The sequence below is a fragment of the Halorientalis persicus genome, assembly GCF_900110215.1.
GTDB classification, from domain to species: domain Archaea; phylum Halobacteriota; class Halobacteria; order Halobacteriales; family Haloarculaceae; genus Halorientalis; species Halorientalis persica.
In genome coordinates this window covers 82,647-96,066 of record NZ_FOCX01000008.1, presented here as the reverse complement: position 1 = coordinate 96,066, position 13,420 = coordinate 82,647, and the positions used below count along the sequence as shown (strand labels likewise).

The window sequence follows — 13,420 nt, the reverse complement described above, 5'->3', positions numbered from 1 at the left end:
GTTACCGCGGCTCGAAGACGATCAGTCGCTCGTCACGCGTGACGGTCTCGCCCACGTCGATGCCGACGACCTGGCCGGTCTCGACGTCCTCGGGGTCGACGCCCTGGACCTGGCCAGTGATCGACACCGGACCGAAGTCGACGACGGCGGTGACGTACGGAGCGTCCTCCTCGAACTGCGGCGTCGGCACGGTGACGACCGTGTACGTGCGAATCTCGCCGGAGTCGGGGAGAAGTTCCTCCGAGAGGTCCTGTGACCCACACTGCGGACAGGCGAGTCGCGGCGGGAGCGACCCGTGGCCGTTCGCACACTCGACGTAGTACCCGTCGCCGTCGGCGATGGCGTCGAGCAGGTCGTCGAAGCCGTCGTCGCGAACTTGCTCGCTCATTGCTCCACCTCCAGAGCTTCGCTCTGGCGTACTCGAATGAACGTGTCGTTCATTCGACCACCTCCTGGAGCACGTGGACGGTGGCACTCGCGACGGTTCCACCCGCGTTGTGAGCGAGGGCGGTCGTCGCACCCTCGACGTCCTCGGCACGGGGGTGGCGACCCTCCAGCAGTTTCGTAAGGGAGATCAGCTGGGCGACGCCCGTCGCCCCGACGGGGTGGCCCTTGGCTTTCAGCCCACCCGAGAGATTGACGGGGAGCTCGCCCTCGCGGGTGGTCTCGCCCCGGGTCGCGGCCCCGATGGCCTCGCCGGGTTCGTACAGCCCCAGCCCTTCCAGGGCGAGGACTTCGGCGATAGTGAAACAGTCGTGGACTTCCAGGAAGTCGACCGCGTCGGGACCGATGCCGGCGTCGTCGTAGGCCTCGTCGGCGGCGTCCTCGGTCGCTGGCGTGCGTGCGAAGTACTGCCGGTCGTGCAGGGCCATCTTGTCGCCGCCCTGGCCAGTGCCGGTGACCGCGACGCTAGTATCGAGGTCGTTCTCGGCGGCGTACTCCTCGCTCACGAGGACGGCGGCGGTCGCACCGTCGGTGATCGGACAGGAGTCGTACAGCCCGAGCGGGTCGGCGATGGTCGGCGCGTCCAGCGCGTCCTCGGCAGTGATCGCCTGTTGCATCTGGGCGTACTCGTTGGGGAGGGCGTGTTCGTGGTTCTTGACCGCGATCTCGGCGAGGTCTTCCTTCGACCCACCGTACTTCTCGAAGTAGGCCCGGGCCATCAGGGCGTACGCGCCGGGGAAGGTCATGCCGGCGCGGACCTCGTAGAGGTCGTCGGCGGCGATAGAGAGCGCGTCGGTGGCGGCGGCCGTCCCGATGTTGGTCATTCGCTCGGAGCCACCGACCAGCACCACGTCGGCCTCGCCCGACCGGAGGCGGAACACGGCGTCCCGGATCGCCGCCCCGCTCGACGCGCAGGCGGATTCGTACCGCGTCGCCGGCGCGTCGAGTCCGACGGCTTCGGCCATCAGCGGTGCCTGGTGGCCCTGGTGTTCGGCCAGTTCGCCCATGAAGTTGCCGTAGAAGAGCGCCTCGACGTCGTCCGGGTCGATCCCGGCGTCGTCGAGCGCGGCCAGCCCCGCCTCGGCGAACATCGCACGCCCGGTTCGCTCGGGGTGCTTGCCGAAGTGGGTGAGGCCGACGCCGGCTACGCGTGGGTCAGTCATCACAACGGCTTACGAGTCGTTCGGCATTTATGCCTGCCGGTGTGGCCAGTTTTCGCACAGGACCGTCGACAGGAATCGGCCCAAAACGGCCGCGAGACGGGACGGAACTGGTCCGAAACCTGTCAGTCGAACAGGCCACCGAACAGCCCGTCGTCCGGGTCGGTGACGTCCTCGCCGGTCCCGAGAGCGGCCTCGGGCACGTCGGCGACCTGTGTGACCATCGGGAAGTCACCGGTCGGGATCGTCGCGACCTCCTCGGCGGTCTCGTACTCGATCACCGAGATCTTCGCCTCGTTTTTGACCGAGACGAAGGCGTGCTCCCCGTCCGGCGCGTTCGAGACCCAGTAGGGGTACTTCCCCACGTCGGTGATGCCGACGGTCTCGAAGGTCTCGCGGTCGACGACGGCCACGTAGTTGCCCGTGGTACCCGCGGCACAGACGTACTGCTCGTCGGGCGAGACCTCGATCCCGTGGTGGGCCGACTGGAGCGGGTAGTCCTCCTTCGACTCGGGGACGTTCTCGTTGACCGGCAGGTCCTTCGTCCGCTGGATCTCGCCGGCGGATACGTCGACCTCGTGGAAGCCGTGCAGGTAGGAGATCTGTACGTACACCGTCTCGTCGTCGTCGGCGAACGCGAACGGGCGGACGCCCTCGTCGAACTCGATGGTCTTGGTCACCTCCAGGGTGTCGCGGTCGGCGAAGGTCAGCCGGTGGTTGCCGTCGATCTCGTCGGGCAGGAGAATACTGCCCAGCGAGCCGTTGATGATCCGATCCTCGTGGACGTGGGTCCCGTGGGGCCAGTCCTCGGCCTCGAAGCAGTCGACTTTCTCGCCCGTGTCCGTGTCGATCTGCCAGACCTTGTCGGCCAGGATGTCGGCCTGGTAGAGGTAGTCCCCGTCGGGCGTGAGCTTGGCGTGATCGGAGCGAAAGCCCAGCATCTCCGTCCGCCACTCGATCTCGCGCGTCGCCATGTCGATAGCCACAGTGTCGCCGAGGTTCGCGCGGGAGACGTACAGCGTCTCGCCGTCCGGGCTCACGTTGACGTGTTCACAGACGTTCGCCCGGCCGGCCACGCTGTCGATGATCGGCTTGGCGATTTTCTTGATCGGATCCGTCAGCGGTGGACTGTCCTCGCCGGGACTGGAATCGAAGTCCTCGATGTGCTCGTACGTCTTGGCGTCGGCCAGAGTGATCGTCCCCGTGCCCTGACAGCCGACGACGAGCACCTGGCGGGTATCGCCCGACTGGGCGGCCGCCGTCGGAACGCCGCCGAGTGCCGCCGTGGCCAGCGCCGCGCCGGAACCCGCCATCACGCGCCGGCGCGACGTGTGGCCTGCCGGTGACGCCTCGCGTTCGGTTCGTTCCCGGTCCGTCCGGTTGGCTGTGCCCCCTCGTTCTGTCGTCTCGTCGGTCTCGTCCATGGTGTTCCCCCTCGTGCACCCACCGACCCCACGTCAGTGCGTGCGGAGTGCTGGCGACTCGCCAGCACCTATCCGTACCGGAAGCTACCGATTGGTATTTTCCACGAACATAGAGCGGTATTTTTAACAAATTATAATTCGGAAGGGAGGTCCACGGGTAGAGCCCCCCGATTTTTGTCGCTGGCCGGTAGAGGGTCGCACGATGACGCGAACCGGCGTGCGAACGGGGGTACAGGAACCGGCGATGGGACGGAGGGAGCACGGCGAAGTATGAAAGTCACGGAGGTCACGCTCGATCCACCTGGCGGCGCGTTCCCAGGCGTCGACAGCACGCTCGCGGAGACCGAGGGCGTCACCCGCGACGCGGTGTTGAACCTGGAGTGGATGGACGACGGGAGTCTCTCGGCGCTGTATCGTATCGTGGCCGACGACGCGGCGACCGTGGAGACGGCCCTCTCCGGCGACGAGACGGTCCGGAAGTACGAACTCGTCGAGATGGACGGGGAGTGGCTCTACGTGTTCGTCCACGCCGATCGCAGCGATCTCATGGGGACCCTGCTCGACATCGCCGACGAGTACACGCTACTCGTCGACGGGCCCTACGAGTGGACCGGATCAGGCGTCACCATCACCATCGCGGGCCGGACCGAGGATATCCAGCAGGCTCACGCCCGCATCAGCGACCAGTTCGACCTGACCATCGACTGGCTGGGCGAGTACGAACCCGGCCACAGCGGACCGCTGGCACAGCTCACCGACCGCCAGCGCGAGGCGCTACGGACCGCCTTCGAACTCGGCTTCTACCAGTCGCCACGGGCGACCAGCTACGAGGAGATCGCGGCGGAACTCGACTGCGTGCCAAGCGCCGCCAACGACCTCCTCCGACGGGCCGAAGCGGCACTGGTCGCCGCCGTCCTCGATACCTGAGTCACATCCCCATGTCCGCCGCGGCGTCGGGGATGGGGAGCGTCGAGGGGGCGACACCCAGCAACTCCGCGGCGTGATCCAGCGCCATGTCGAACCCGTAGTAGCGTTCCAGTTCGTCGCCGTCGGCCGTCGGCCGCACCTTCAGCATGGCGTACCCCTCGACGTTCTGTGCGACCGCAGCGCTCGCGCCGTCGCGCTCGAAGGCGAGCACGCGCTCGGTCTCGGTCTCGTAGTAGCGCGCGGTGATTCCCTCCGCCGTCACCTCACTCTCTGCGTCTGGCATTACCTCGGATTGGGCCGTGGGACAGTCGAACCTGTCGGTCGCGGAGAGACGAGCGGTCGGCGACGCCAGCCCGAACCACTCGCCAAAATCAGCATTTAAAAACCGCCGCCGCCCATCCTGCGAGTATGCGCTGGCTCCAGAGCGGCACCCGCCGTGATCTCTGTGTCCTCCTCGGCGGGGCCGAGGACGGCGAGTTGCCCGCCCAGACACTCAAGACGCGACTCGAAGACCACTACGACGACCGGATCGAGCCCCGGCAGTTCTACGGCTCGCTCGAAGACCTCGAACGCAAGGGGTTCGTCGAGTCCCGCACCGAGGGACTGAGCGACGTGTACGCCCTGACCGACGCTGGCGAGAAGCGACTCCAGAATCACTACGAGTGGCTGTCCGACCAGTTAGAGTAGTTCACTGCTCGCGAGCCATACTGTCCGGGTCCCGAGGCAACCGGGTCCGCTCGACGGTCCCGGCAGTCATCACCCAGCGGTACACGTGGGTCTCGGAGTAGACGACGAGTTCCGTTCGCACTGGCGTGGTGTCGAACGCCTCGTCGGGGAGCCGATCGATCGCGTCGAACCGCTCCCGGTTGACCGCCGGATTCGACGGCGATCCTTCCGTTCGGCGGCGGAAGGCGGCGACGAACCGCTCGTCGGACAGCGCCGACGCCACTCGCTCGCGGATCGTCGACCCCGACGTTGTGCCGGGGCGTGTCGACTCCTGGGGCTCCCCCTCGGTCGTCGCGGTGGCTGGTTCCTGCATCGTTGTCAGGGGTTGGCACTGCACGGCCCCAAACTGTCGGCTTCGATATGCCACGTTTTAAATACCGGTGGCTGGTCACCCCGGTCTCAGGCTCGGCGCCCCACCTGTTCGTCGACGGAGAGCGCCCTCTCGATCAGCGCGGCGACGGCGCGGCGAACACGCTGGGAGACCGCCGAGTCGGAGACGCCCAGTTCCGCGGCGAGTTCGGCCTGGCTGATCGATCGGGGCACGTCGAAGTAGCCCTCCCGAGCGGCCGTCAGCAGCGTCCGCCGCTGCTGGTCGGTCAGGCCGTGGTCGTCACTCCGGGTGGGTTCGGTGCGGTAGAGGCGTTCGAGCCGGTACTCGATGCCGCTGTCGACGCAGAACTCGCGGAAGGCGGCCAGCGCGTCCCGGTCGGGGACCTGGAGTTTGACGAACCAGACGCCGCCGGTGCTGTGCATCTCCAACACCATCCCGCCGAGTTCGGTGACCGTCGGCGTCACCGCGATGACGTCCTCCGACAGCCCGAGGCGGTACATCCGGACGCCGTCCTGTTCGGCCACGACGGTCGGTTCGGCGACGGTGTAGTCGTCGCCCAGCGCGTCGTCGAACGCGTCGAAGTCCTCGGCCTCGACCAGGACGAAAAACCGCCGGCGCTCCGGGTCCATCGCGGGCTGGAACTGGATGCGGACCCGCGCCGACGGGTTGGCCTCGATCGTCGGCGTCAGCACCAGTGTCGGCGAGGAGAGCGCGAGTTCGGCGATGACGAACACTACACGCTCTAGCAGGTTCGGACGTTTGACCGTTCCGGCTCACGTATCGGTTCGGTCCCCTGGCCCTTCCCGTCCGATGCCGAACGCCTGGTTACGCTCCGTCCGGCAGCGACTCGGGGTCGCGGGGCATCCGTTCGGGCCCCTGCGCGAATCCGCCGGCGACCCAGTGATAGACGTGGGTCTCCGTGTACACGTACAGTTCGTCCCATCCGTCGAAAGCCCGGTCGGGCAGTTCCGCCACCGTCTCGTAGCGGTGCCACTGCTCTTCGGGCGCGTCGAGCGTCCCGACGTTCTCGCGGTAGGCGATCTGTACCGGCGCTGTGTCCACTGCCTCCCCAACCACTTCGCGCACTGTCGGTTCACCGTCGGACTCGGCTAGCTCCCGTCCGTCGGCGACGTTGTCAGCTGCTGCCGTCATGTGTACTCATCACAAGTGACTCGATAGCACAAAGCCTGTGCCTTCGATTATCCGCGATTTAAATGGGGGAGCGGAAGATTCGACTGGTGCCGGGCCTGGCTGGTCACGTCCGAGTTCCGGGGTCTGAGAGAACGGTTGTCACACCAGCGTTCCAGCATTCAGTCGCTCAGATAATTCCTACATGGCCGAAGACCGCTGATACCGCAGATAGGCTCCGCTAACGATACAGATCGTGGCGATGAGCAACAGTCCACCGCCGATAACATCCTCGAGTGTGCCTGTAACGCCGGGATTTTCGACGATATCGAACGCTCGCTGAAACACGATCAGTTGAAATACCAATAGCAGGCTACCCCCGGATACCAACAGCCGACCCTTCGAGATTTCGCTCATGCGTCGGCTAACGCCCGTCGGTTATAATAGGATTCACCCAGGTTCTCTGGTTCGGAAACGGGTGGAACGTATGTTCTGTATGCACCGGAACGAGAGAGTCATAGAATCGTTCTATGACACCCTATCGAGTCCGGCAAAAAAGAGTCCGGTCGGTTACTCCAGAATCTGCTGGCCGATGGTATTGCGCAGGACTTCGCTGGTGCCCTCGTAGATCTCGTTGAGCTTGGCGTCGCGGTAGAACCGCTCCATCGGGAAGTCCTTGGTGTAGCCGTAGCCACCGTGGATCTGGATGCCCTCGTTTGCGACCTCACGGGAGACCTCGGAGGCGTAGAGCTTGGCCTGGGCGGCCTCCTTGATGAAGTTCTCGCCGCGGATCTTCTTGTCGGCGGCGTCGTGCATCAGCAGGCGCGCCGCGCGGGTCTTGGTGTCCATGTCCGCGAGTTTGTGCTGGATGGCCTGGAAGTCGCCGATGGCCTGGCCGAACTGCTCGCGGTCGCCGGCGTACTCGGCGGCCTCGTCGAGGGCGGCCTGTGCGATCCCGACCGAGCGCGCGGCGATGGTGATGCGCCCGCCGTTGAGCGTCTTCAGTGCGTGGACGAAGCCCGCGCCCTCCTCCTGCAAGAGGCGGTCCTCCGGAATGTGCATCTCGTCGAAGCGCAGTTCGGCGGTCGGACAGCCCTTGTCGCCGAGTTTGTCCTCCGTCCCCTCGACGATGAAGCCGCCGTCTTCCTCGGGACGGACGATGAACGAGGAGATGCCCTTGTTGCCGGCGTCGGGGTCGGTCTTGGCGAACACCGTCACGGTGTCGGCGACGGAGCCGTTGGAGATCCAGAGCTTGTTGCCGTTGATCACGTACTCGTCGCCGTCTTTCTCGGCGGTCGTCTCCATGGCGGGCACGTCCGAGCCAGCGCCGGGTTCCGAGAGGGCGAACGCGCCGATGTCACGCCCCTCGGCCAGCGGCGTCAGGTACTCCTCCTTTTGCTCGTCCGACCCGAACTCGTAGATCATGTTGCCCGCCAGCGAGATGTGGGCCGCGACGATGGTGCCCAGACCGCCCGAGCCCCGTGAGATTTCCTCGAGGGCCATCGGGTAGGCGTGGTAGTCGAGGCCGGCTCCGCCGTACTCCTCGGGGAACGGCATCCCCATCAGCCCGAGTTCGGCGAGTTCGTCGACCAGATCCCAGGGGAACTCGTCTTCCTTGTCGATCTCGGCGGCTCGCGGCACGACCTCCTCGTCCACGAACTCCGAGACCATCTCCTTGATCTGGCGCTGTTCCTGCGTGAGACTCAGATCCATACCGAAACCCTAGGCCAGTCAATCCTTTACTTTTCCCATCTCCCCTTCAGTCTCGAAGGGTCCGGTCGAAGAAGGCCCGTTCACGCGCGACGATCCGCTCGAAGTCCGCGCCCGTGTACGCGTCGAAGTGGCCGATATCGTAGCGCACCCGCTCCACGTCGTCCAGTTCGTCGACCAGCGCGTCGACGGAACTGGACGGGATGATCGAGTCCGCGGTCGCCTCGGCCACGAAGGCCGGGCAGTCCACGTCGGGGGCCGCCGTCACGGGACGGTAGAAACCCACGGTCCCGAGGATCCGGGCAGCACACTCGTTGTCCCAGTCCTCGTCGTCCGGGATCAGCGACTCGTATCCCGGCTTCGCGTCGGGCGTGTTCAACACCCCGAACTCGTCGGGATCCGCGGCGATGGGCACGTAGTAGGGGTCCCGGAACGTGGCCATCCGGCCGAGGTCGCGCGCGATTGCTTTCGCCGTCTCGGTGAGGTAGCCCAGCCCACCCTGCCGGACGAGGTGGACCGCGTTCCGCAGGCCGTCGGTGAACGGCACCTGTGAGACGATGGCCCCGACGTCGCCGTCCCGGGCGGCGGTCTCGACGACGTGCCCGCCGCTGAAGGAGGTGCCCCACAGCCCCACGCGATCACCGTCCACCGCGTCGAGCGCCCGGGTATGCTCCAACGCCGCCAGCCAGTCCTCGACGTGGGCCGGGCCGTCGATGACGTGCCCTGGCTCGCCGTCGCTGTCGCCGAACCCCCGGTAGTCGAACAGGAAGACGGCGTACCCGGCTTCCGCGAACCGCTCCGCGAAGGCCGGCAGGCGAGCCACCCGCTCGCCGCCGAAGCCGTGGGCCATGACGATCGCGGGCGATTCCTCGTCGGTGTCTTCGGGTTCGTACAGCCACCCTGCACAGCGTACCCCCTGACTCTCGAAGTCCGAATCGGTCCGTTCGACCATACACGAAACTGCCGTCTCTGGTATATAATTCCAGTCGCGCCATTGGTAGGCTGTTTATGTACGGCCGGTCACGCTCGGCAGGTCGCCACGCGCTCGGGGGGGAAGCCGAGCGAGACGGTGGTTCCCGGGGCGGGCGGGTCGACGCTGAAGACGGTGATCGGCTCCGGAACGCCCTCGACCGCAACGGTCACGCGGCTGGTCGCGTCCTCGCGGGTCACGCGCTCGACGGTCCCAGTGAGGTCCGGGTCGTGCGCGCCCAGTTCCACGGCCTCCGGTCTGACGGTGAGATGGGTCGCGTCACGGTCGCCGTCAAGTAGACTCGCCCGGTCGCTCAGCGCCGAGATCGGGACGACGTTGCTCCCCGTGAACCGCGCGACGAGCGGGGACGCGGGTCGCTCGAACACGTCCTCGGGCGTCCCGGTCTGGACCACCTGCCCGTCGTTCATCACGACGATCCGGTCGGCCAGCGCCCGCGCCGTCGTCCGATCGTGGGTGACGTAGATCGACGTGACGCCGGCCAGCACGTCCTGCAGGTCCGCACGGAGCGACTGGCGAGTGGGCACGTCGAGCGACGAGAGCGGTTCGTCCAGCAACAGTACTGTGGGCTCGACGGCCAGTGCCCGCGCAAGCGCCACGCGCTGGGCCTCACCGCCCGAGAGCGTCGGCGGGTATCGGTCGGTGAGGTCCGCGACGCCGAGGTCCGCGAGCAACGCCTCGGGGTTCGCGTCGGCCTCGCGATACCGCTGGCCGAATTCTACGTTCTCGGTGACGGTCATATGTGGGAAGAGCGCGTAGTCCTGAAACACGAACGCGAAGTCCCGGCCCTCGGGCGGACGATCCGAGAGGACGAGCCCGTCGTGTTCCACCGTGCCCTCGTGGTCGTGGAAGCCGGCGACGGTCTCCAGCAGGAGTGTCTTCCCGCTGCCGCTCGGGCCGAGGATCACGACCGTCTCGCCGGGGTCGACCTCGAAGTCCGCGGCGACGTGGAAGGCGTCGGCTCCGTCGGCAGTGAACGTCGCTTCGATATCGACCGCGAGTGTCATGCCACACCCTGCGTGGTCGTCGCGTCGGTCGTGAGCCAGCGCACCAGCAGGAAGATGGCGGCGGAGACACCCAACAGGAGAGCCGCGACCGCGCCGCTCTCGTCTAGCCCGCCCTGCAGGTAGGTGTTGTAGACGAAGACGGGGGCGTGCTGGGCGACCACCCGCTCGCCAGCCGGGGGATAGAAGAACTCGACGCTGTAGGCGACGACGGCGACGGCTCCGAACTCCGAGACCGCACGCGCCCACGCGAGCACGCCGCCAGTGACCATGCCCCGCATCGCGAGCGGGCCAGTCACCCGCCGGAAGGCCTGCCAGGGACTCGCGCCGTGAACCCGCGCGGCGTACTCCAGCCGGTCCTCGACCGACTCGAAGGCCTCGCGGGCCGCGTTGACCGCGTAGGGCGCGCTGACGAACGTGAGCGCCAGCACCATCCCGGGGAGCGTCCCCAGCACCGAGAGCCCGGGGAAGGCCCCGCCCTGGCCGAACCCGAAGAGGATGATGATACCGGCGACGCTGTGAGGCACGACGAGCGGGAGGTCCACCAGACTCTCGACCAGAGGCTGGCCCGCAAAGCCCCGCGAGAGGTGGTAGGCCAGCGGGACGCCGAAGGCGAGACTCGCGACAGCGGCCAAAAGCGGCGCGTAGACACCCAGATACAGCACGCGGTGAACGCCCGGATCCGTGGCTTTCTCGGCGATCAGCGAGGGGGACTGGCGGGCGGCGAAAAGCAGGAGGGGGAGCCCGAGCGCGACGAGCAGGACGCTCCCGAGGGCCGCCATCGCGACGCCGAACAGGCCGCGACGGGAGGCGAAGCCCAGGGCCGCGGCGCTCAGGACGACGAAGCCGGCGTAGAGGGTGGGCCGGCCCAGCGAGTAGGCGGCGGCGAAGGCGACCGCCTGGACGGCCACGACGGCCAGAGCGACGGAGCCGCGGCCGAGCGCGTCCAGCGGGAGCGGTGTCGTGCGTGTAGCCATCTGGATGGGGGTCCTGGTGGGAGACTACTGAGCCTTCCGCTCGGTCGTCACGCGTCCAGCTGGAGCGGGCCGAGCGTCTCCTTCGCCTCGGCGTGTTGCATCACTCGGTCGGGGACGCTGCCTTCCCCACTGGCGTTGACGGCGGGCGTCTCGACCGGCTGAAGGCCCTTGTCCCGCAGGACCTGCTTGCCGGGTTCGGTGATCATGTACTCCACCCAGCGCGCGCCGTTCTCGGGGTTCCGGGCGACGCTGGGCACCGTCATGCCGTAGGCGATGGGCGCGCCGACGTAGGTCGTGTCCTCGGTCTCGACTTCGGCTTTCGCGTAGTGTTCGGCGTACTTCGCGGTGGCCTTCGAGAGGTCGACCTGTGGCTGGAGGTCGACGTAGGGCAGGTCAGAGGACGTACTGATCGACTGGTAGTAGAACACGTAGTCGAGTTCGCCGCTCTTGAGCTGGCCTTCCAGGTTGGTCTCGGTCCCCGTCGGCACCGTCGAGTTGTCTCGCATCGCCTGGTAGGTCGACTCACCGTAGAGTCGGTTCCCCTCGAACTCCTCTGTCCCGAGTTGCTGGGCCATCACTGCCCGATAGCCACCGGGGTCGACGGCGGGGTCGCTGTGGCCGATGGTCACGTCGTCACGCGAGAGGACTTCCCACCAGTTGTCCGTCCCGATCTCGTCGGCCCCGGGCGAGTCCTCCCGGTACTGGATCGACATGGCGTTGGTCGTGAACACGATGAGCCACTCGCCGTACTCGCCCAGCACCATGTCCCGGATGAGCCGGAAGTCCGAAACCCCAAGCACGTCCGGACGCCGGCCCTGTTCGGTGATCTTCTTCGTCGAGCCGACCGAGCCCTTCGCCTCCCGGGTCACGTCGATCCCGGTCTCCTCTTCGAACTGTGGTTCGGCCGAACTGAACGGCGGCGCGAGGCTCCCGGCGTGGAACGCCAGCATCGACCCCGGGGAACTACCGTTGCCGTCGCCACCGCCGATACATCCGGCCAGCGCCGCCGCACCCGTCGCGCCCGCCGCCGCGAGGAATCCCCGTCGTGTCCGATCCGTCGCTCCCGTCTCACCCTGCGATCCGTTGCGTTGTGCCATAGACGATACAACGCCGTTGTGCGGCCCCTGACATAACAGTTTTGTCAATGCTTGGCAACCATCGGCTATGGACGTGTCCCCGGATTTCGACGTGCAACTCGGTCGCGACGGCGTCGCGCTGACGGTCAGAGACCGGGAGTTACTGGCGGCCATCGACGAGGACGGATCGTTGAACGCGGCGGCGGAATCGCTGGGCCGGTCGTACGCACACGCCCAGCGTCGCGTGGTCGAACTCGAAGACGCGTTCGGCTCGCTGGTCGACCGGAGTCGCGGCGGCGGGGGCGGCGGCGGGAGCGAACTCACCGACCGCGCCCGCGAGTTGCTGGCGACGTTCGACCGGGTTCGCGCGGAGTTCGCGGGCGTCGCCGAGACCGACGAGACCGTCCTCTCCGGCCGCGTGATCGACCGCGACGGCGAACTCGCCACCGTCGAGACCGCGGCCGGCAGAATCCGAGCCGTGACGCCGCCGGACTGTACCGAGGTCGGCGTCACTATCAGAGCGGACGCGGTGACGCTGAACCGACCGGCCGAGGCCCCCGAACCCGGTGGAACGAGCGCGCGCAACCGCTTCGAGGGCGAAGTGGTCGGCGTCGACCACGGGGAGACGCTGGCCCGCGTGACGGTCGCAGTCGAGCCGGGTTTGCACCTGACCGCGCTCGTGACCGTCGAGAGCATCGAGCGACTAGGGTTGACTCCCGGCACAGCGGTCGTCGCGACGTTCAAGGCGACGGCGACACGGGCCGTCGCGCGAGCGGAGTCTTAAGGCTTACCCGGGCGGCCTCCGTCGGCCCGTGTATGCCGACGATTTCTGAACTCTCGGACGTCCTCGACTGGGAGGCGGTCACGGTGTTGCACGCCATCGACGACCACGAGGGTGCCGGCGTCGACACGCTTGTCGAGACGACCGGCCTCGAACGAGCGCAGGTCGAGACCCGCTGTCAGCAACTCTCGACGCTCGGACTGGCCACCGAGACCGAGACCGACGACGGCGTGATCCACGAGTTGACTGGTTCCGGGCACGGCGCTGTCGGCTCCGGGCTCTACGACGAGTACGATATGATCGTCGAGGCCGATCTCGACGAACTCGCCGAGAAAGTCGCCGAGCTACTGGATCGGCGGGACGAACTGCAGGCGAAGGTCCAGGAGCTCGGTGACGACGCGACGGAACTCAGAACACGGGCGGAGCGCCAGTTCGGCGACCGCGAGGACGTGAGCGAAGAGTTCGAGTCGCTGCTGGCGGACGTGGAGGCACTCGAAGAGTCGCTGGACGGGGAGCCCTAGAACCCGACTTGCGTCTCTTTTCCGGCCCGATGGGTGCGGATCATGTACGCGGCGTGCAGGATGGCGGACGCACCCAGCAGGCCGACGATGGCACCGACGACAGGGCGCTCGATGTACAGCACGGCACTGAGACAGACGGCACCGACCAGCGCGACGTGGCCCGCGCCCCAGTAGGTTAGATCCATATCGACGCGTTCGAATCAACCAGTCAAGAGTTTTGGGT

General features: G+C 67.1%; 18 protein-coding genes. 4 read left to right on the top strand and 14 right to left on the bottom strand.

What is annotated here, in order from left to right; translation table 11 throughout:
* Position 1: 1 nt before the first annotated feature.
* The 3 genes from BMX17_RS10635 to BMX17_RS10625 all read right to left on the bottom strand — a co-directional run bounded on the left by BMX17_RS10635 (position 2) and on the right by BMX17_RS10625 (position 3,028).
* On the bottom strand, positions 2 to 388 hold the full coding sequence (locus tag BMX17_RS10635; RefSeq protein ID WP_092659797.1) for a Zn-ribbon domain-containing OB-fold protein: 387 nt from the start codon (positions 386 to 388) through the stop codon (positions 2 to 4).
* A gap of 49 nt (positions 389 to 437) precedes the next feature.
* The gene (locus BMX17_RS10630) at positions 438 to 1,607 is read right to left on the bottom strand and encodes a thiolase C-terminal domain-containing protein (RefSeq protein ID WP_092659795.1); all 1,170 of its coding nucleotides are present in this window, start codon (positions 1,605 to 1,607) and stop codon (positions 438 to 440) included.
* A gap of 122 nt (positions 1,608 to 1,729) precedes the next feature.
* Positions 1,730 to 3,028 carry a YncE family protein gene (locus BMX17_RS10625; RefSeq protein ID WP_092659793.1) on the bottom strand — a complete coding sequence of 433 codons (1,299 nt, stop codon included), beginning with the start codon at positions 3,026 to 3,028 and terminating at the stop codon, positions 1,730 to 1,732.
* Between the two features lie 270 nt (positions 3,029 to 3,298).
* On the opposite strand from BMX17_RS10625, the gene BMX17_RS10620 reads away from it, so the two are divergent.
* Positions 3,299 to 3,955 (top strand): helix-turn-helix domain-containing protein, encoded by a 657-nt coding sequence (locus tag BMX17_RS10620; RefSeq protein ID WP_092659791.1) that lies wholly within the window; start codon positions 3,299 to 3,301, stop codon positions 3,953 to 3,955.
* Between the two features lies 1 nt (position 3,956).
* Here BMX17_RS10620 and BMX17_RS10615 read toward each other — a convergent pair whose 3' ends face one another.
* Positions 3,957 to 4,238: a DUF7111 family protein gene (locus tag BMX17_RS10615; RefSeq protein ID WP_092659789.1), complete on the bottom strand. Its 282-nt coding sequence runs from the start codon at positions 4,236 to 4,238 to the stop codon at positions 3,957 to 3,959.
* 125 nt (positions 4,239 to 4,363) lie between these two features.
* Here BMX17_RS10615 and BMX17_RS10610 point away from each other — a divergent pair, with 125 nt between their 5' ends.
* Positions 4,364 to 4,642: a PadR family transcriptional regulator gene (locus tag BMX17_RS10610; protein WP_092659787.1), complete on the top strand. Its 279-nt coding sequence runs from the start codon at positions 4,364 to 4,366 to the stop codon at positions 4,640 to 4,642.
* 1 nt (position 4,643) lies between these two features.
* On the opposite strand, the gene BMX17_RS10605 is transcribed toward BMX17_RS10610, so the two are convergent.
* The 9 genes from BMX17_RS10605 to BMX17_RS10565 form a co-directional block, all read right to left on the bottom strand.
* Positions 4,644 to 4,994 (bottom strand): hypothetical protein, encoded by a 351-nt coding sequence (locus tag BMX17_RS10605; protein WP_092659785.1) that lies wholly within the window; start codon positions 4,992 to 4,994, stop codon positions 4,644 to 4,646.
* 86 nt (positions 4,995 to 5,080) lie between these two features.
* On the bottom strand, positions 5,081 to 5,746 hold the full coding sequence (locus tag BMX17_RS10600) for a helix-turn-helix domain-containing protein (protein ID WP_092659783.1): 666 nt from the start codon (positions 5,744 to 5,746) through the stop codon (positions 5,081 to 5,083).
* Positions 5,747 to 5,837: 91 nt separating this feature from the next.
* Positions 5,838 to 6,164, bottom strand: a complete 327-nt coding sequence (locus BMX17_RS10595) for a hypothetical protein (protein ID WP_092659781.1) — start codon at positions 6,162 to 6,164, stop codon at positions 5,838 to 5,840.
* A gap of 177 nt (positions 6,165 to 6,341) precedes the next feature.
* The gene (locus BMX17_RS10590; RefSeq protein WP_092659779.1) at positions 6,342 to 6,557 is read right to left on the bottom strand and encodes a hypothetical protein; all 216 of its coding nucleotides are present in this window, start codon (positions 6,555 to 6,557) and stop codon (positions 6,342 to 6,344) included.
* A gap of 153 nt (positions 6,558 to 6,710) precedes the next feature.
* Positions 6,711 to 7,853 (bottom strand): acyl-CoA dehydrogenase, encoded by a 1,143-nt coding sequence (locus BMX17_RS10585; RefSeq protein ID WP_092659777.1) that lies wholly within the window; start codon positions 7,851 to 7,853, stop codon positions 6,711 to 6,713.
* Between the two features lie 46 nt (positions 7,854 to 7,899).
* Positions 7,900 to 8,802: an alpha/beta hydrolase gene (locus BMX17_RS10580; protein ID WP_092659775.1), complete on the bottom strand. Its 903-nt coding sequence runs from the start codon at positions 8,800 to 8,802 to the stop codon at positions 7,900 to 7,902.
* A gap of 68 nt (positions 8,803 to 8,870) precedes the next feature.
* Complete coding sequence (locus BMX17_RS10575) at positions 8,871 to 9,845, bottom strand: ABC transporter ATP-binding protein (protein WP_092659773.1); 975 nt, start codon at positions 9,843 to 9,845, stop codon at positions 8,871 to 8,873.
* The gene (locus tag BMX17_RS10570; RefSeq protein ID WP_092659771.1) at positions 9,842 to 10,819 is read right to left on the bottom strand and encodes an ABC transporter permease; all 978 of its coding nucleotides are present in this window, start codon (positions 10,817 to 10,819) and stop codon (positions 9,842 to 9,844) included. Before BMX17_RS10570 ends, BMX17_RS10575 begins: the two co-directional genes overlap by 4 nt.
* Before the next feature lie 47 nt (positions 10,820 to 10,866).
* Positions 10,867 to 11,916: an extracellular solute-binding protein gene (locus tag BMX17_RS10565; protein ID WP_092659769.1), complete on the bottom strand. Its 1,050-nt coding sequence runs from the start codon at positions 11,914 to 11,916 to the stop codon at positions 10,867 to 10,869.
* Between the two features lie 67 nt (positions 11,917 to 11,983).
* Between BMX17_RS10565 and BMX17_RS10560 the strand changes: the two genes are divergently transcribed.
* Together BMX17_RS10560 and BMX17_RS10555 are read left to right on the top strand one after the other, a co-directional pair.
* Positions 11,984 to 12,679, top strand: a complete 696-nt coding sequence (locus BMX17_RS10560; protein WP_092659767.1) for a TOBE domain-containing protein — start codon at positions 11,984 to 11,986, stop codon at positions 12,677 to 12,679.
* A gap of 32 nt (positions 12,680 to 12,711) precedes the next feature.
* Complete coding sequence (locus BMX17_RS10555; RefSeq protein WP_092659765.1) at positions 12,712 to 13,197, top strand: hypothetical protein; 486 nt, start codon at positions 12,712 to 12,714, stop codon at positions 13,195 to 13,197.
* Here BMX17_RS10555 and BMX17_RS10550 read toward each other — a convergent pair.
* A complete protein-coding gene (locus BMX17_RS10550; protein WP_092659763.1) occupies positions 13,194 to 13,382 on the bottom strand; it encodes a hypothetical protein in 189 nt (62 codons plus the stop codon). The genes BMX17_RS10555 and BMX17_RS10550 overlap by 4 nt on opposite strands.
* Positions 13,383 to 13,420: the final 38 nt, after the last annotated feature.